General features: G+C 66.7%; 23 protein-coding genes. 2 read left to right on the forward strand and 21 right to left on the reverse strand.

What is annotated here, in order from left to right:
• The first annotated feature begins 54 nt into the window (after positions 1–54).
• Together OG609_RS16265 and OG609_RS16270 are read left to right on the forward strand one after the other, a co-directional pair.
• Positions 55–909 (forward strand): hypothetical protein, encoded by an 855-nt coding sequence (locus tag OG609_RS16265; protein WP_327273493.1) that lies wholly within the window; start codon positions 55–57, stop codon positions 907–909.
• A 17-nt stretch (positions 910–926) separates the two neighbouring features.
• Positions 927–2,822: a hypothetical protein gene (locus OG609_RS16270; protein ID WP_327273494.1), complete on the forward strand. Its 1,896-nt coding sequence runs from the start codon at positions 927–929 to the stop codon at positions 2,820–2,822.
• Between the two features lie 22 nt (positions 2,823–2,844).
• On the opposite strand, the gene truA is transcribed toward OG609_RS16270, so the two are convergent.
• The 21 genes from truA to rplN all read right to left on the reverse strand — a co-directional run bounded on the left by truA (position 2,845) and on the right by rplN (position 15,575).
• The gene (truA, locus tag OG609_RS16275) at positions 2,845–3,699 is read right to left on the reverse strand and encodes a tRNA pseudouridine(38-40) synthase TruA (protein WP_327273495.1); all 855 of its coding nucleotides are present in this window, start codon (positions 3,697–3,699) and stop codon (positions 2,845–2,847) included.
• 87 nt (positions 3,700–3,786) lie between these two features.
• Positions 3,787–4,299: a 50S ribosomal protein L17 gene (rplQ, locus tag OG609_RS16280; RefSeq protein ID WP_327273496.1), complete on the reverse strand. Its 513-nt coding sequence runs from the start codon at positions 4,297–4,299 to the stop codon at positions 3,787–3,789.
• 214 nt (positions 4,300–4,513) lie between these two features.
• On the reverse strand, positions 4,514–5,536 hold the full coding sequence (locus OG609_RS16285) for a DNA-directed RNA polymerase subunit alpha (RefSeq protein WP_003966937.1): 1,023 nt from the start codon (positions 5,534–5,536) through the stop codon (positions 4,514–4,516).
• Positions 5,537–5,643: 107 nt separating this feature from the next.
• The gene (rpsD, locus tag OG609_RS16290; RefSeq protein ID WP_327273497.1) at positions 5,644–6,270 is read right to left on the reverse strand and encodes a 30S ribosomal protein S4; all 627 of its coding nucleotides are present in this window, start codon (positions 6,268–6,270) and stop codon (positions 5,644–5,646) included.
• Between the two features lie 31 nt (positions 6,271–6,301).
• Positions 6,302–6,706, reverse strand: coding sequence for a 30S ribosomal protein S11 (gene rpsK / locus OG609_RS16295; protein ID WP_003956432.1), 405 nt, complete (start codon positions 6,704–6,706; stop codon positions 6,302–6,304).
• A 105-nt stretch (positions 6,707–6,811) separates the two neighbouring features.
• On the reverse strand, positions 6,812–7,192 hold the full coding sequence (gene rpsM / locus OG609_RS16300; protein WP_014047799.1) for a 30S ribosomal protein S13: 381 nt from the start codon (positions 7,190–7,192) through the stop codon (positions 6,812–6,814).
• 194 nt (positions 7,193–7,386) lie between these two features.
• Positions 7,387–7,500: a 50S ribosomal protein L36 gene (rpmJ, locus tag OG609_RS16305; protein ID WP_003956441.1), complete on the reverse strand. Its 114-nt coding sequence runs from the start codon at positions 7,498–7,500 to the stop codon at positions 7,387–7,389.
• A gap of 60 nt (positions 7,501–7,560) precedes the next feature.
• On the reverse strand, positions 7,561–7,782 hold the full coding sequence (infA, locus tag OG609_RS16310; protein WP_003956442.1) for a translation initiation factor IF-1: 222 nt from the start codon (positions 7,780–7,782) through the stop codon (positions 7,561–7,563).
• A gap of 328 nt (positions 7,783–8,110) precedes the next feature.
• Entirely contained in the window at positions 8,111–8,947 is an 837-nt protein-coding gene (gene map, locus OG609_RS16315) for a type I methionyl aminopeptidase (protein ID WP_327273498.1), read from the reverse strand.
• 135 nt (positions 8,948–9,082) lie between these two features.
• Positions 9,083–9,739, reverse strand: coding sequence for an adenylate kinase (locus OG609_RS16320; RefSeq protein WP_114246103.1), 657 nt, complete (start codon positions 9,737–9,739; stop codon positions 9,083–9,085).
• Complete coding sequence (gene secY, locus OG609_RS16325; protein WP_093540755.1) at positions 9,739–11,058, reverse strand: preprotein translocase subunit SecY; 1,320 nt, start codon at positions 11,056–11,058, stop codon at positions 9,739–9,741. The genes OG609_RS16320 and secY overlap by 1 nt, the downstream gene beginning before the upstream one ends.
• 215 nt (positions 11,059–11,273) lie before the next feature.
• A complete protein-coding gene (gene rplO / locus OG609_RS16330) occupies positions 11,274–11,729 on the reverse strand; it encodes a 50S ribosomal protein L15 (RefSeq protein ID WP_018550610.1) in 456 nt (151 codons plus the stop codon).
• 1 nt (position 11,730) lies between these two features.
• The gene (gene rpmD, locus OG609_RS16335; RefSeq protein WP_018550611.1) at positions 11,731–11,913 is read right to left on the reverse strand and encodes a 50S ribosomal protein L30; all 183 of its coding nucleotides are present in this window, start codon (positions 11,911–11,913) and stop codon (positions 11,731–11,733) included.
• Positions 11,913–12,518 (reverse strand): 30S ribosomal protein S5, encoded by a 606-nt coding sequence (gene rpsE / locus OG609_RS16340; protein ID WP_266913326.1) that lies wholly within the window; start codon positions 12,516–12,518, stop codon positions 11,913–11,915. Before rpsE ends, rpmD begins: the two co-directional genes overlap by 1 nt.
• Positions 12,519–12,565: 47 nt before the next feature.
• On the reverse strand, positions 12,566–12,949 hold the full coding sequence (gene rplR, locus OG609_RS16345; RefSeq protein WP_093540756.1) for a 50S ribosomal protein L18: 384 nt from the start codon (positions 12,947–12,949) through the stop codon (positions 12,566–12,568).
• Positions 12,950–12,951: 2 nt separating this feature from the next.
• On the reverse strand, positions 12,952–13,491 hold the full coding sequence (rplF, locus tag OG609_RS16350; RefSeq protein ID WP_030914145.1) for a 50S ribosomal protein L6: 540 nt from the start codon (positions 13,489–13,491) through the stop codon (positions 12,952–12,954).
• Positions 13,492–13,512: 21 nt separating this feature from the next.
• On the reverse strand, positions 13,513–13,911 hold the full coding sequence (gene rpsH, locus OG609_RS16355; protein ID WP_037688013.1) for a 30S ribosomal protein S8: 399 nt from the start codon (positions 13,909–13,911) through the stop codon (positions 13,513–13,515).
• A 224-nt stretch (positions 13,912–14,135) separates the two neighbouring features.
• Positions 14,136–14,321 (reverse strand): type Z 30S ribosomal protein S14, encoded by a 186-nt coding sequence (locus OG609_RS16360; protein ID WP_024491590.1) that lies wholly within the window; start codon positions 14,319–14,321, stop codon positions 14,136–14,138.
• 2 nt (positions 14,322–14,323) lie between these two features.
• A complete protein-coding gene (gene rplE / locus OG609_RS16365) occupies positions 14,324–14,881 on the reverse strand; it encodes a 50S ribosomal protein L5 (RefSeq protein WP_327273499.1) in 558 nt (185 codons plus the stop codon).
• Positions 14,881–15,204 carry a 50S ribosomal protein L24 gene (rplX, locus tag OG609_RS16370; protein WP_018550616.1) on the reverse strand — a complete coding sequence of 108 codons (324 nt, stop codon included), beginning with the start codon at positions 15,202–15,204 and terminating at the stop codon, positions 14,881–14,883. The genes rplE and rplX overlap by 1 nt, the downstream gene beginning before the upstream one ends.
• A gap of 2 nt (positions 15,205–15,206) precedes the next feature.
• Positions 15,207–15,575, reverse strand: coding sequence for a 50S ribosomal protein L14 (gene rplN, locus OG609_RS16375; RefSeq protein ID WP_003966950.1), 369 nt, complete (start codon positions 15,573–15,575; stop codon positions 15,207–15,209).
• Between the last annotated feature and the right edge of the window lie 78 nt (positions 15,576–15,653).

Here is a 15,653-nt window from a genome sequence, read left to right on the forward strand (position 1 = left end):
ACGGGCCGCGAAGCCCTGGCCCAACCGGTTTATGTTCCGTCTAGGATTCGCCGCATGAGCTTTGGGCAAGGGGGGCCCTCCTGGGGGCCCGGGGGCACACAGAGTCCGGACTGGGCAGCGCTGGCCGACGAGTCCGCCGCGCGCAGCCGCCGCAAGAAGTGGCTGCTGATCGGCGGCGGCGTGCTCGCCACCGCTGCGGTCGGCGCCATCGTGGCGGCAGCGGTCATCTCGACCAACAACAGCAACAGCGCCACCGGCTCCGGCAAGAACGCGAGCGAGCTGCCGGCACCGACCGACCTGCCGCACAACACCGCCGAGCCCGAGCCGTCCTTCTCCTCGGTGGCACCACCGCCCCCGCCGGACCCGAAGGACTACATATCCGACGTCAAGAAGGACAAGGCGCCGATCACCGTCGATGCGTTCTTCCCCGGCAAGAAGCTGACGATGGGCGACCGCGTCTACGCCAGGGGCGCGACGCAGCAGACGAAGAACTGCGCCGCCACCACCAAGGACGCGCTCGGCTCGATCCTCGTCAACAACGGCTGCGACCAGGTCATCCGGGCCACGTACAGCAAGGACGGCATCGCCGTCACCGTCGGCCTCGCGGTCTTCGAGACGGAAGCCCAGGCGAAGAAGGCGGCCCAGCAGTCGAGCGGCAGCATCGCCACACTCAGCGGCGCGGGTGTGCCGGCCTTCTGCCCCGCCGGATCGGTCTGCCGCCGTACCGCCAACTCCTACGGCCGCTACGCCTACTTCGCCATCACCGGGTACACCAGCGGCAAGAACGTCACCAAGGCCGACAAGAACGCCTTCGCCACCGGTGACGACCTGACGAACTTCACGTTCCGTCAGATCCACCACCGCGGCGAGCTCCAGGCATCGGCGGCGGCCACCGCACCCGCCGCCTGACACGGCCCGGGGATCTCGTGCGCCTTCCGTTCCTCCTCACCCTGCCCCGCGTACTGCGCCACAGCGCGGCCATCGGCGCCGATCTGCCGCCGGACGAGGCCGTGGTCGTCGACGCTCCGGACGCCGCACTCCGTACCGCCCTGACCTCGGCCACGGAGGGCGACCACGGCCCCGCTCGCGAACTGCTCGCCGCGACCCGTGAGCACAAGCAGTGGGAGCTGAGGGACGGTTACGTGTCCCGTCTCGCCGAGGCCGCCCTGCACAACCCCGGCTGGCTGGACGCCTGGCTGGCCGAATCCCCCGAGGACCCGGACGCGGCTCTGGTCCGGGCGGACCTCTGTATCGACCGGGCCTGGGAAATACGTACGGCAGAACGCGCCAAGCATGTCTCGCGCGAGCAGTTCCGGGCCTTCTTCGCGCTGCTGGAGGACGCGGCCCCGGTGATCGGCAGGGCGGCCGGGCTCAACCCCGCCGACCCCGTGCCGTGGCGCATCGCCCTGACCCACGCCAGGGGCAGCCAGGCCCCGCGCGATGTCTTCGACGAGTACTGGGCGCAGGCCCTGGCACGCGACCCGCACCACTACGGATGCCATGCCGCGGCCCTCCAGTACCTGTGCGCGAAGTGGTGGGGTTCGCACGAGGAGATGTTCGGCTTCGCCGAGAGCGCGGCCGATACGGCCCCGCCCGGTTCGAAGCTGCACGCGCTGCCGCTGTCCGCGGCGCTGGAGTACGTGGTCGTGTCCCCCTCCCCCGGCACACCCGCCGGCCCCGACCCGTACGCGCCCCGCGTCGCGGCGGCGGTCGCCCGCGCACTGGACCTCTCGGCCGCGTACGAACCGGGCAGCCACGAGGCGGCCGGCTTCCGCAACCACCTGGCCCTGATGCTGCTGCGTACGGAGCGCTGGGACGAAGCGCTGGACGCGTTCCGCAGTATCGGTGTCCATGCCACCAAGTACCCCTGGGGGTACTTCGGCGACGACCCGCGCCAGGAGTTCCTGGAGACCCGCTCGGGCGTCCGTATCCACGTGGCGACGCGGACCCCGTTCTTCGGCCGTCCCCCGCAGCCCCGCACGACCCCTGCCTGGGCGCCGGGCGCTCCGTGCGCGGTCGCGATAGCGGCGGCCCGCCCGGCGGACGTGGCACAGGCAGCACTGATGTGCGGCGTCTCGCTACGCACTGCCCCGGCAACCGCCACGCACACCTACGTCGAGGCCGTCCCGGAAGCCCGGCCCGCCAAACGCTCGGTCCTCTCCACGGAGGACCCGCTGACCACGGCGGCCGACAACTTCACCACCGGCGAGAAGTGGCCCACGCTGGTCCTGCGCCGCATGCCCGAACGCTGCGGGCTCACCCTGTTCCTCAAGGGCAGGCCCCTGGCCACCCACGAGTGGAACGCCACGTCCCCGGCCCCCGACCACGCCACGGTCACCGCCACGGCCGAAGCCCTGTCCCGAGCCTTCGCCCTCGCCGACCCCCGCCCGCTGACCCACATCCTCCGCTCCACGGGCAACCCGCCCCGCCACCAGTCCGACCTCCTGGCGGCCCTGTCCCTGCCCCCGCTGCCCCCGGGCTTCGGCGACCGCCCGGAAGTCCTCGACACCTTCCCCGACGCCCGGGTCCTCACCCGCCGCGGCCTGCTGGCCGGCATGCGGTCCACGATGACCACCGAGGACGGCGAACATCCTTCGTCCCCGGACAGCCATGAGCCCCGCTCACCACGCTGGTGGCTGGTCCGCGTCCCGGCCCTGCTGCTGTTCACGGCGTCCGCGGTCCGCGGCTGGCTGGGTTCCGGCGTCAGCCCGGTCGGCGCGACGGTGGTCACGATCTCGGCCCTGTACGTGGCGGCCCGGCTGACGGGCGCCTGGCGACAGCGCCGCGGGGCCGGTGGCGGAACGGCACCGGCCCCTGAGTGAACGGGAATCCCGCCCGCGGCTCTCAGCAGCAGCCGCTCCCGGGGAGCGTGCGCACATTGCGCGCCTCCTTGGAGCGGGCGGCCAGCAACTCGTCGGCCGGGTAGGCCACTTCCTCCAGCGTCAGCCCATGGGGACGCACCACATGCACGCCGGGATTCCGCAGCCGCGCCGCCAGCACCTGTGCGGGCCACTCGGCCGGACGGCGCCCGTCCCCGACGAACAGCGCCGCCCCGATCAGCGCCCGCACCATGTTGTGGCAGAACGCATCGGCCTGCACGGTCGCCGTCATGATCCCGGACGGCTCGTCCCGTACCCAACTCAGCTTCTGCAGCGTACGGATGGTCGTCGCACCCTCGCGCTTCTTGCAGTACGCCGCGAAGTCGTGCTCCCCGACCATCCGGGCCGCCGCCTCGTTCATGGCGTCGACGTCCAACGGCCGGTCGTGCCACAGCACATGACCGCGCAACAGCGGATCCACCCCACCGGGACGATCGGCGACCCGGTACGCGTAGCGACGCCACAGCGCCGAGAACCGGGCATTGAACCCGGCCGGAGCCTCCGCAATCCGCCAGATCCGTACATCGGGCGCCATCCGTCCGGCCATCCGCCGCAGCAGCTTGTCCGCGTGTTCGGACCACACCTCGTCCGGCAGATCGACATGGGCGACCTGGCCCCGGGCATGCACCCCGGCATCGGTGCGCCCGGCGACGGTCAGGTCGTACGTCCGCGAGGACCGCGTCACGGTCCGCAGCGCATCCTCGATCTCCCCCTGGACGGTCCGCCTGCCGGTCTGCTTGGCCCAGCCGGAGAAGTCCTTGCCGTCGTACGCCAGGTCCAGCCGCACCCGCACGAAGCCGGGCTCTACCTCGTCACTCACCGAAGGATCCTTTTCTGCCAGTACATACGGAACGGGCCCGCACCGCCCCGAAGGGTGATGCGGGCCCGTCCAGTGGTCTCAGAACGCTCAGGCGTCCTTGGACTCCGCGTCGGCCTCGGCCGGCTTGGCGTCCTCGACGACCTCGGCGGACTCGGCCGGGGCCTCGTCCTTCTTGAGGGCGTCTTCCTTGACCGCACGCTTGGTCGCGGCCTCGGCCTCACCGGTGGCCTGCTGGGCCACGGTCAGCGCCTCGACCAGCTCGATGACGGCCATCGGGGCGTTGTCGCCACGACGGTTGCCGATCTTGGTGATGCGGGTGTAACCACCGGGGCGGTTCTCGTACCGCGGGGCGATCTCGGTGAAGAGCGTGTGCACGATGCCCTTGTCCGTGATCGACTGCAGCACCAGGCGACGGTTGTGGATGTCGCCCTTCTTCGCCTTGGTGATGAAACGCTCGGCGACCGGACGCAGGCGGCGGGCCTTGGCCTCGGTCGTGGTGATGCGGCCGTGCTCGAACAGCGCCTTCGCAAGGTTGATGAGAAGAAGCTTCTCGTGCGCAGCGCTGCCGCCCAGACGGGCACCCTTGGCGGGCTTCGGCATGGTTTTTCTCCTTGTGTGCTGCACCGGCCGTATCAGGTACCGGTGTCAGTTCCCGTGCGGCGGACGCCACACGGAAGATCAAGAGCCGATCGGGAAATCAATCCGGCAGACGAAGCCGGTCATCGGCCAAAGCTGAGCCCGTCCGGCGTTCGAGGACAAAGCCTCACCCGGTCCGGGGCACCCAGCAGACCCGGGTACCCCAGCCGGAGGCGTACTAGTACTGCTCGGTCTCCACGAAACCGGCGTCCGCGTCGTCGTCGGCGCCGAAGGCGTCGGCCGCGGCCGTCGGGTCGAATCCGGGCGGGCTGTCCTTGAGCGCCAGGCCCATACCGGCCAGCTTCGCCTTGACCTCGTCGATCGACTTCGCACCGAAGTTGCGGATGTCGAGCAGGTCGGCCTCGGAACGAGCCACGAGCTCACCCACGGAGTGGATGCCCTCACGCTTGAGGCAGTTGTACGAACGGACCGTGAGCTCGAGCTCCTCGATCGGCAGCGCCAGATCGGCAGCGAGCGCGGCGTCCGTCGGGGACGGGCCCATGTCGATGCCCTCGGCGTCGATGTTGAGCTCGCGCGCCAGACCGAACAGCTCGACCAGGGTCTTACCGGCCGAAGCCATGGCGTCACGGGGACGCATGGCCTGCTTGGTCTCGACGTCGACGATCAGCTTGTCGAAGTCGGTGCGCTGCTCGACACGGGTCGCCTCGACCTTGTACGTGACCTTGAGCACCGGCGAGTAGATGGAGTCGACCGGGATACGGCCGATCTCCTGGCCCACCTGCTTGTTCTGGACGGCGGAGACGTAGCCGCGACCGCGCTCGACGGTCAGCTCCATCTCCAGCTTGCCCTTGCCGTTCAGCGTGGCCAGGACCAGGTCCGGGTTGTGGACCTCGACACCGGCCGGCGGGGCGATGTCAGCAGCGGTGACCAGGCCGGGACCCTGCTTGCGCAGGTACATCACGACCGGCTCGTCGTGCTCCGAGGAGACGACCAGCTGCTTGATGTTGAGGATGAGGTCGGTGACGTCCTCCTTGACGCCCGGCACGGTGGTGAACTCGTGCAGGACACCGTCGATCCGGATGCTGGTGACAGCAGCACCGGGGATCGAGGAGAGGAGCGTACGGCGAAGAGAGTTGCCGAGGGTGTAGCCGAAGCCCGGCTCCAGCGGCTCGATGACGAACCGGGAGCGGAACTCGTCAACGACCTCTTCGGTCAGCGACGGACGCTGAGCGATAAGCATGTTGCGTTCCTTCAGTCGTGGGCGCCCACTATTTGACGCCCCCAGATACTGACAAGGGTACGGGCGGCACGACCCGAAAGAGCCGTACCGCCCGGACCCACGAGCTACTACTTGGAGTAGAGCTCGACGATCAGCTGCTCCTGCACCTGGGTGTCGATCACCTGGCGCTCGGGCAGGGAGTGCACGAGGATCCGCATCGTCGACGGCACGGCTTCGAGCCACGCCGGTACGGTGCGCTCGCCGGCCTCGGCCTGGGCCACCTGGAAGGGGGTCAGGGCCTTGGACTTCTGGCGAACCTCGATCACGTCGTTCACAGCTACGCGGGCCGACGGAATGTCGGTCTTCGTGCCGTTCACGGCGATGTGTCCGTGACGCACCAGCTGACGGGCGTGGTCGCGGGACTTGGCGAAGCCTGCCCGGTAGACCACGTTGTCGAGGCGGGTCTCAAGGATGCGCAGAAGGTTCTCACCGGTCTTGCCGGTCTTCTTGTTCGCTTCCTTGTAGTAGTTCACGAACTGTCGTTCAAGAACACCGTAGATACGCGAGCACTTCTGCTTCTCACGAAGCTGAAGAAGGTACTCGCTGTCCTTGGTGCGCCCGCGTCCGTGCTCACCCGGGGGGTAAGGACGGATCTCGATCGGGCACTTCGCGCTCTCGCACTTGCTGCCCTTGAGGAACAGCTTCTGCTTCTCCCGACGGCAACGCTTGCAGTCGGCCCCGGTGTATCGCGCCATTTTCCAGTTGTCTCCGTTGCTTCAGACGGAATCAGACGCGGCGACGCTTGGGCGGCCGGCATCCGTTGTGCGGAGTGGGGGTGACGTCCTGGATCGAACCGACCTCCAGGCCGGTGGCCTGGAGCGAACGGATCGCGGTTTCGCGGCCGGAGCCCGGACCCTTGACGAAGACGTCAACCTTGCGCATGCCGTGCTCCTGCGCGCGGCGGGCGGCCGACTCGGCGGCCATCTGCGCGGCGAAGGGGGTGGACTTGCGCGAGCCCTTGAAGCCGACGTGGCCGGCGGAGGCCCAGGAGATCACGTTGCCCGAGGGGTCCGTGATCGAGACGATCGTGTTGTTGAACGTGCTCTTGATGTGCGCGTGGCCGTGAGCGACGTTCTTCTTTTCCTTGCGACGCACCTTCTTGGCTGCGCCCTGACGACCCTTGGGGGGCATGTCTTGACTCCAGATGGAGAGGGGAGGTGATCGGTCCTACAGCGAAGACCGCTGGTTGCTGCGGATGGCCGGTGTCCCGGACGCCCGCAGTGCGTCCGCTGAGGACTACTTCTTGCCCGGCTTCTTCTTACCGGCGATCGCGCGACGCGGGCCCTTGCGGGTACGAGCGTTCGTGCTGGTGCGCTGGCCGTGGACCGGCAGACCGCGACGGTGGCGGATGCCCTGGTAGCAGCCGATCTCGATCTTGCGGCGGATGTCGCCCTGGATCTCGCGGCGAAGGTCACCCTCGGTGCGGAGGTTGGCGTCCACGTACTCGCGGATCTTGACCAGGTCCTCTTCGGCCAGGTCGCGAACGCGCGTGTTGGGGTTCACGCCGGTGGTGGCGAGAATCTCCTTGGACCGGGTGCGCCCGATACCGAAGACGTAGGTGAGGGCAACCTCCACGCGCTTTTCGCGCGGGATGTCAACACCTGAAACGCGTGCCATTCAATGGCTCCAGTTGTTATTTCGGGGGTCTTCCGCAGTGCCACTCCCGATCGCCGACCTCTCGTGACGAGAGGTGGTACGCCCGGGTCCCCGGCCCCCGCCGGAGGTGTCGTCAGCCGAAGCTTGGACGGACTCTGCGTATGTACGTATTACGTGCGTCGCGCGAAGTGCTGCGAGATGCAGGGGGTCGTGCGTCAGCCCTGGCGCTGCTTGTGGCGCAGGTTGTCGCAGATGACCATGACCCGACCGTGACGGCGGATCACCTTGCACTTGTCGCAGATCTTCTTGACGCTCGGCTTGACCTTCATGGGATGTCAGGTTCTCCGGGTCAGTGCCATCACCACGCCGAAGCGGGGTGCGGGCAAGATCTACTTGTAGCGGTAGACGATCCGGCCACGCGTCAGGTCGTACGGAGAGAGCTCCACGACGACCCGGTCATCCGGAAGGATTCGGATGTAGTGCATCCGCATCTTGCCGCTGATGTGCGCGAGGACCTTGTGACCGTTCTGGAGTTCCACCTTGAACATGGCGTTCGGGAGGGACTCGATCACGGTGCCCTCAATTTCGATGGCACCTTGCTTCTTGGCCACGCTTCGCCTTTCGAATCGGCTACCTTGATCGACTTTCGGCATCACATGTGGACATGTGGACACACGGATGCACGAGAGCCGACGAGTCAGTCTACGTCAGCGGACTCCAAAAGACGAATCCGTCAAGTTTGCCCACCCCGGGAGATCCTTAGACCTCCACAAGGGGGTCAAATCGGCCTATGGGGCCGCCCTGGTCCTTAAGACCCTGGGGAAGGGTCCGGGGCCGCCTCGATCCCGACCCCTCCCCCACGCAGCCCTCACGGGCTCGACGCCAAGGCGCCTCGCAGGCTCCCGCCGGCTGCGTGCACTCCGTCCGCCGGGCGAATGATCAGCCCAGGGGGTCCGGCGCGGCCTCGATCCCGTACTGGGCCAGCTTCGCCTTGCCGCAGTCGGGGGCCGTCAGGACCAGCGGGCCCTGCTCGGTGAGGGCGATCGAGTGCTCCCAGTGGGAGGACCAGGTGCCGTCCGTCGTGATCACGGTCCAGTCGTCCTGGAGCACCTCGGTCTGCGCCGTACCGAGCGAGACCATCGGCTCGATGGCCAGGCAGACGCCGGGCACGAGCTTGATGCCCTTGCCGCGCTTGCGGGCGACATAGTTCAGCAGGTGCGGGTCCATGTGCATCTCGGTACCGATGCCGTGGCCGCCGTAGTCCTCGATGATCCCGTACTTGCCGGTGGCGGGGCGGGGCTGGCGGCGGATGTAGGACTCGATCGCCTTCGAGATGTCGACGAGGCGGTTGTTCACCTTCATCGCGGCGATACCGGCCCACATGGACTCCTCGGTGACCCGGGAGAGTTCGATCAGCTCCGGTGCGTGACCGGTGCCGACGAAGGCCGTGTATGCGGCGTCGCCGTGCCAGCCGTCGACGATCGCGCCGGCGTCGATGGAGATGATGTCGCCGTCCTTGAGGACGGTCTTGTCGTCCGGGATGCCATGGACGACGACCTCATTGACCGAGGTGCAGATGGTCGCGGGGAACCCGCCGTACCCGAGGAAGTTCGACTTCGCACCGTGATCGGCGATCACCTTGCGAGCGACCTGGTCCAGGTCCAGCGTGGTGGCGCCGGGGACCGCCGCTTCGCGGGTGGCCGCGTGAATGGCAGCGACCACCAGCCCCGCCTCACGCATCTTCGCGATCTGCTCGGGGGTCTTGATCTGCACCATTGCGCGGCGCCTCTCTGCGTCGGACCTGCATAGAACGGTGACGGGTGCGGCCGTACTCAACGATACGGCGCAAACAGTCGGCCGCGGCGCCCATGGACGCCGCGGCCGACTGCACAAGTACTGCGGGGTGTTCTCTCAGCCCTTGGCGGACTTGAGAGCCTCCATCGCCCGCTCGGTCACATCGGTGACCTTGCCGAGCGCGGAGATGGTGACCACCAGGTTCTGGGCCCTGTAGTAGTCGATGATCGGCTCGGTCTGCGTGTGGTAGACCTCCAGCCGAGTACGAACCGTGTCCTCGGTGTCGTCATCGCGCTGGTACAGCTCGCCGCCGCAGGTGTCGCAGACGCCCTCGGTCTTCGGCGGGTTGTACGTCACGTGGAAGACGTGCGAGCCGTCGTTCCGGCAGATCCGGCGGCCGGCGATGCGCTTGACCACCTCGTCCTCGGGGACCTCCAGGTCCAGGACCGCGTCCAGCTTGGTGCCCTCGTCCTTGAGCATGGCGTCAAGAGCCTCGGCCTGACCCACATTGCGCGGGAAGCCGTCCAGCAGGAAGCCGTTCTCGGCGTCCGGCTGGGACATGCGGTCCTTGGCCATCCCGATGGTGACCTCGTCCGGCACCAACTGCCCTGCGTCCATGAAGGCGCGGGCCTGCTTGCCAAGGTCGGTGCCCTGACTGATGTTGGCACGGAAGAGATCGCCCGTGGAGATCTGTGGAATCGACAGGTTCTTGGCAAGGTACGCAGCCTGCGTTCCCTTGCCGGCACCGGGCGGCCCGACGAGGACGATTCGCATCAGCGGAGGAACCCTTCGTAATTGCGCTGCTGGAGCTGACTCTCGATCTGCTTCACGGTCTCCAGCCCCACACCCACGATGATCAGGATGCTCGTCCCGCCGAACGGGAAGTTGGCGTTCGCACCACCGAAGCCGGCCAACGCCATCGTCGGCACAAGAGCGATCAGACCCAAGTACAGCGAGCCCGGCCAAGTGATCCTGTTGAGCACGTAGCTCAGGTACTCGGCAGTAGGTCGACCAGCCCGGATACCCGGGATGAACCCACCATACTTCTTCATGTTGTCCGCGACTTCCTCGGGGTTGAACGAAATCGCCACATAGAAGAAGGCGAAGAAGACGATCAACAGGAAGTACGCCGTGATGTAGTACGGGTGGTCGCCCTTGACGAAGTTGTCCTTGATCCAGGTCGCCCAGCCCGCAGTGGAGTTGGAGAACTGGACGATCAGGGCCGGGATGTAGAGCAGCGAAGAAGCGAAGATGACGGGAATCACACCCGCCTGATTCACCTTCAGCGGAATGTACGTCGACGTACCGCCGTACGACCTGCGGCCGATCATGCGCTTCGCGTACTGCACCGGGATACGGCGCTGGGCCTGCTCGACGAAGACGACGAGGCCCACCATCACGAAGCCGATCAGGATGACGGTGCCGAACTCGATCCATCCGTCGGCCAGCTTGCCGCTGGTCTTGATGGCCCAGAGGGCGCCGGGGAAACTGGCGGCGATCGAGATGAACATCAGGATCGACATGCCGTTGCCGATGCCGCGGTCGGTGATGAGCTCACCGAGCCACATGACGGCCGCGGTACCCGCGGTCATCGTGATCACCATGACGATGGTCGTGAAGATCGACTGGTTCGGCACGATCTGGTCGGCGACCGGGCAGCCGCTGAACAGTGCGCCACTGGTGGCGGTGGCCACCAGGCCGGTGCCCTGGAGGATGGCGAGCGCGACGGTCAGATAACGCGTGTACTGCGTAATCTTCGCCTGCCCGGACTGCCCCTCCTTCTTGAGCGCCTCGAGTCGGGGAATCACCACGGTCAGCAGCTGAAGAATGATGCTGGCCGTGATGTACGGCATGATGCCGAGCGCGAAGATCGTGATCTGCAGCAGTGCACCACCGCTGAACATGTTCACCAGGCCGAAGAGGCTGTTGTTGCCCTTGCTGGCCTGATCAACACAGGTCTGGACGTTCTCGTAGCTCACTCCCGGTACAGGGATGTGTGCCCCGAGCCGGTAGAGCACGATGATGCCGAGCGTGAAGAGCAGCTTCTTGCGCAGGTCGGGCGTCTTGAACGCCCGGGCGAACGCGGTGAGCACGGTGCCTCCTGCGACCCCCGCGCAATGCGTAGAGGTGACGGTCTTGAGGATCGACGAATACGTAACAGTCAAAGGTCCCCGGGCGGGCGCCCAGGGGGTTACCACACAACAACGCACGCCACCTTACCGGCGACCATGCCCACCTAGGAACGACCAACCGGGGATGCCCCATATGAGAGGCATCCCCGGTCGGATGTTCAGGCCATCGAGTTGTCTCAGACGAGCTCGGTGACGGTGCCGCCGGCGGCGGCAATCTTCTCCTTGGCGGAGCCGGAGACGGCGTCAACCGAAACCTGCAGCGCCACGGAGATCTCGCCCTGTCCGAGGACCTTGACGAGGTGGTTGTTGCGCACCGCACCCTTGGCGACCAGGTCGGCCACGGTGACCTCTCCACCCTCGGGGTAGAGCGTCGCGAGCTTGTCCAGGTTCACGACCTGGTACTCGGTGCGGAACGGGTTCTTGAAGCCCTTGAGCTTCGGGAGACGCATGTGGAGGGGCATCTGCCCACCCTCGAAGCGCTCCGGAACCTGGTAACGGGCCTTGGTGCCCTTGGTACCACGACCAGCGGTCTTACCCTTGGACGCCTCACCACGACCCACACGGGTCTTGGCGGTCTTGGCGCCCGGGGCGGGCCGGAGGTCATGGGCCTTCAGCGGCTTGTTCTCCGCCATGTCAGTCGACCTCCTCAACCGTCACGAGGTGGCGGACGGTGTGCACCATTCCGCGGAACTCGGGGCGGTCCTCCTTGACAACCACGTCGTGCAGGCGCTTGAGCCCGAGCGAACGAAGGGTGTCGCGGTGGTTCTGCTTGCTGCCGATGTACGACTTCGTCTGCGTGATCTTGAGGCGAGCCATTACGCACCCGCTCCCGCACGTGCACGAAGCAGAGCCGCGGGGGCGACGTCCTCGAGGGGCAGACCACGGCGAGCCGCGATCTCCTCGGGACGCTGCAGGCCCTTGAGGGCCGCCACGGTCGCGTGCACGATGTTGATCGCGTTGGACGAGCCAAGCGACTTCGACAGGATGTCGTGAACGCCGGCGCACTCCAGAACGGCGCGCACCGGGCCACCGGCGATAACACCGGTACCGGGGGAAGCCGGCTTCAGCAGCACGACACCCGCGGCCCGCTCGCCCGTGATCGGGTGAGGGATGGTGCCCTGGATGCGCGGAACCTTGAAGAAGCTCTTCTTGGCTTCTTCCACGCCCTTGGCGATGGCCGCGGGAACTTCCTTGGCCTTGCCGTAACCGACACCGACGGTGCCGTCACCATCGCCCACCACGACCAGCGCGGTGAAGCTGAAGCGACGACCACCCTTCACAACCTTGGCGACGCGGTTGATCGCGACAACGCGCTCAACGTACGCGGTCTTCTCGGCGGCAGCTGCGCCGCCGTCACGGCCCTTCCGGTCCCGCCGCTCGCCGCCACCGGCACCGCTTCCGCGGCGCTGGGGTCCAGCCATTGGATTTACCTCTCTCTGTTACGTCCGCTGTGCGTAGGAACCGGGGCTTAGAACTTCAGCCCGGCTTCACGGGCGGCGTCAGCCAGAGCGGCAATCCGCCCGGCGTACTGGTTACCACCGCGGTCAAACACGACGGCCTCGACGCCTGCGGCCTTGGCGCGCTCAGCGACCAGGGCGCCGACCTGCTTGGCCTGGGTGCTCTTGTCGCCCTCGCCACCACGGATGGAGACGTCCAGGGTCGACGCCGACGCGAGCGTGTGGCCCGCGATGTCGTCGATGACCTGGGCCACCATGTGGCGGTTGGACCGCGTCACAACCAAGCGCGGACGCTCCGGCGAACCGGAGATGTGCTTGCGGACGCGGATGTGGCGACGCTTGAGGGCGGCACGCTTGTAGGCGTCGCCCTTGGCGATCTTTACGCCGTATGCCATGGCTACTTACCAGCCTTTCCGACCTTGCGGCGGATGACCTCGCCGGCGTACTTGACGCCCTTGGCCTTGTACGGGTCAGGCTTCCGCAGCTTGCGGATCTTGGCCGCGGTCTCGCCGACCTTCTGCTTGTCGATGCCCTCGACGGAGAACTTCGTGGGGGACTCCACCTTGAAGGTGATGCCCTCCGGGGCCTCGATCAGGATCGGGTGGCTGTAGCCCAGGGCGAACTCCAGGTTGGAGCCCTTCGCCTGGACGCGGTAACCGACACCACTGATCTCGAGCGCCTTGGTGTATCCCTGGGTCACACCGGTGATCATGTTCGCCACCAGCGTGCGGGACAGGCCGTGAAGGGCCTTGTTCTGACGCTCGTCGTTCGGGCGGACGACGTTCAGAACGCCGTCCTCACCCTTGGTGACCTCGATCGGCGACGCAACGGTGTGCGAGAGGGTGCCCTTGGGGCCCTTCACTGCGACCGTACGGCCATCGATGGTGACGTCCACACCGGCGGGAACCTGGATGGGGAGCTTGCCGATTCGCGACATGAGCTATTCCTCCGTTCCCGACTACCAGACGTAGGCGAGGACTTCCCCACCTACGCCCTTCTTGCTGGCCTGCTGGCCGGTCAGGAGACCGTGGGACGTGGAGATGATCGCCACGCCCAGGCCGCCGAGGACCTTCGGCAGGTTGGTGGACTTTGCGTATACACGCAGACCCGGCTTCGAGATTCGCTTGATGCCGGCGATCGAGCGCTCGCGGTTCGGGCCGAACTTCAGCTCGAGGACGAGGTTCTTGCCGACCTCGGCGTCCTCGACCTTCCAGCCGGTGATGAAGCCCTCCTGCTGGAGGATCTCCGCGATGTGCGACTTGATCTTGCTGTGCGGCATCACGACGGAGTCGTGGTACGCCGAGTTCGCGTTACGCAGACGCGTGAGCATGTCTGCGATGGGATCAGTCATGGTCATGAATTGGCCTTCGGCCTCTCTCGCCGGGGTTTCCTGTATGCGCCATCCCTCTCCCCACTCAGTGGCGGGACGGGTGCGGTGCGGGGACCTACGGCGTAGTAAGTCGGTCTAGGGCGGCAGGCGCCCAACCCCACAAGCCTACGGCATGTGAGGGCGGACTCCTGCCGACCAGATGCTTACCGAGAGCTTCCGTCAATTCCCAACGCCCAGAGGGCGAAGGAGAATTACCAGGAGCTCTTGGTCACGCCCGGCAGCTCGCCACGGTGAGCCATCTCACGAAGGCACACGCGGCACAGGCCGAACTTGCGGTAGACGGAGTGGGGCCGGCCGCAGCGCTGGCAGCGGGTGTACCCGCGGACGCCGAACTTCGGCTTACGGGCGGCCTTAGCGATCAGGGACTTCTTCGCCACGGTCAGTTCTCCTTGAACGGGAAGCCGAGGTGACGAAGGAGGGCACGACCCTCGTCGTCATTGGTCGCCGTGGTGACCACGGTGATGTCCATGCCCCGGACCCGGTCGATCTTGTCCTGGTCGATCTCGTGGAACATGACCTGCTCCGTGAGACCGAAGGTGTAGTTGCCACGGCCGTCGAACTGCTTCGGCGACAGACCACGGAAGTCACGGATACGCGGCAGCGCGAGCGACAGCGTACGGTCCAGGAACTCCCACATCCGGTCACCACGGAGGGTGACGTGGCAGCCGATCGGCTGGCCCTCGCGCAGCTTGAACTGCGCGATGGACTTGCGGGCCTTGGTGACGGCCGGCTTCTGACCGGTGATCGTGGTGAGGTCGCGCACGGCGCCGTCGATCAGCTTGGAGTCGCGGGCGGCGTCGCCCACACCCATGTTGACCACGATCTTGACCAGACCGGGGATCTGCATGACGTTCTCGAACGAGAACTCCTCATGCAGCTTGCCGGCGATTTCCTCGCGGTACTTCGTCTTCAGACGCGGAGTGGTGGTGGTAGCCATCAGATGTCCTCACCCGTCCGCTTGGCAACGCGGATCTTGTTGCCTTCGTCGTCGAAGCGGTAACCGACGCGCGTGACGACCTTGTTGCCGTCCTTCTCCACGACGAGCTGAACGTTGCTCACGTGGACGGGGGCCTCGGTCGTGACGATGCCACCGGTCTGCGAACCGCGAGCGGTCTGACCGGCCTTGGTGTGCTTCTTGACCCGGTTGACACCCTCGACGAGGACGCGGTCCTGAGCGGGGTAGGCCACGATGACCTTGCCCTGCTTGCCCTTGTCCTTACCGGTGATGACCTGAACCAGGTCGCCCTTCTTGATCTTCATGCTTACAGCACCTCCGGCGCGAGCGAGATGATCTTCATGAACTTCTTCTCGCGCAGCTCACGGCCCACCGGGCCGAAGATACGGGTGCCGCGGGGGTCGCCGTCGTTCTTCAGAATGACGGCGGCGTTCTCGTCGAAGCGGATGTACGAGCCATCCTGACGGCGACGCTCCTTGACGGTGCGAACGATGACGGCCTTGACGACGTCACCCTTCTTCACGTTGCCACCGGGGATCGCGTCCTTGACGGTGGCGACGATGACGTCACCGATGCCCGCGTAGCGGCGACCCGAACCACCGAGAACACGGATGGTGAGGATTTCCTTCGCACCCGTGTTGTCGGCGACGCGAAGTCGCGACTCCTGCTGGATCACGTCTATCTCCTGATCGTCTGCCGGTTCCCGGCGGGGGCCACTCCGTTACCGGAGCGGACCCCCACCGAGCCTGGCGGA

Source organism: Streptomyces sp. NBC_01224 (genome assembly GCF_036002945.1).
Lineage (GTDB): Bacteria > Actinomycetota > Actinomycetes > Streptomycetales > Streptomycetaceae > Streptomyces.

Excerpts from the sequence above, each read along its gene's own strand:
- OG609_RS16265 (WP_327273493.1), top strand. The coding sequence starts at position 55 with ATGAGCTTTGGGCAAGGGGGGCCCTCCTGGGGGCCCGGGGGCACACAG.
- rplQ (WP_327273496.1), bottom strand. The coding sequence starts at position 4,299 with ATGCCGAAGCCCGCCAAGGGTGCCCGTCTGGGCGGCAGCGCTGCGCAC.
- OG609_RS16285 (WP_003966937.1), bottom strand. The coding sequence starts at position 5,536 with ATGCTTATCGCTCAGCGTCCGTCGCTGACCGAAGAGGTCGTTGACGAG.
- rpsD (WP_327273497.1), bottom strand. The coding sequence starts at position 6,270 with ATGGCGCGATACACCGGGGCCGACTGCAAGCGTTGCCGTCGGGAGAAG.
- rpsK (WP_003956432.1), bottom strand. The coding sequence starts at position 6,706 with ATGCCCCCCAAGGGTCGTCAGGGCGCAGCCAAGAAGGTGCGTCGCAAG.
- rpsM (WP_014047799.1), bottom strand. The coding sequence starts at position 7,192 with ATGGCACGCGTTTCAGGTGTTGACATCCCGCGCGAAAAGCGCGTGGAG.
- rpmJ (WP_003956441.1), bottom strand. The coding sequence starts at position 7,500 with ATGAAGGTCAAGCCGAGCGTCAAGAAGATCTGCGACAAGTGCAAGGTG.
- map (WP_327273498.1), bottom strand. The coding sequence starts at position 8,947 with ATGGTGCAGATCAAGACCCCCGAGCAGATCGCGAAGATGCGTGAGGCG.
- OG609_RS16320 (WP_114246103.1), bottom strand. The coding sequence starts at position 9,739 with ATGCGAATCGTCCTCGTCGGGCCGCCCGGTGCCGGCAAGGGAACGCAG.
- rplO (WP_018550610.1), bottom strand. The coding sequence starts at position 11,729 with ATGGCGGAGAACAAGCCGCTGAAGGCCCATGACCTCCGGCCCGCCCCG.
- rpmD (WP_018550611.1), bottom strand. The coding sequence starts at position 11,913 with ATGGCTCGCCTCAAGATCACGCAGACGAAGTCGTACATCGGCAGCAAG.
- rpsE (WP_266913326.1), bottom strand. The coding sequence starts at position 12,518 with ATGGCTGGACCCCAGCGCCGCGGAAGCGGTGCCGGTGGCGGCGAGCGG.
- rplR (WP_093540756.1), bottom strand. The coding sequence starts at position 12,949 with ATGGCATACGGCGTAAAGATCGCCAAGGGCGACGCCTACAAGCGTGCC.
- rplF (WP_030914145.1), bottom strand. The coding sequence starts at position 13,491 with ATGTCGCGAATCGGCAAGCTCCCCATCCAGGTTCCCGCCGGTGTGGAC.
- rpsH (WP_037688013.1), bottom strand. The coding sequence starts at position 13,911 with ATGACCATGACTGATCCCATCGCAGACATGCTCACGCGTCTGCGTAAC.
- rplE (WP_327273499.1), bottom strand. The coding sequence starts at position 14,881 with ATGGCTACCACCACCACTCCGCGTCTGAAGACGAAGTACCGCGAGGAA.
- rplX (WP_018550616.1), bottom strand. The coding sequence starts at position 15,204 with ATGAAGATCAAGAAGGGCGACCTGGTTCAGGTCATCACCGGTAAGGAC.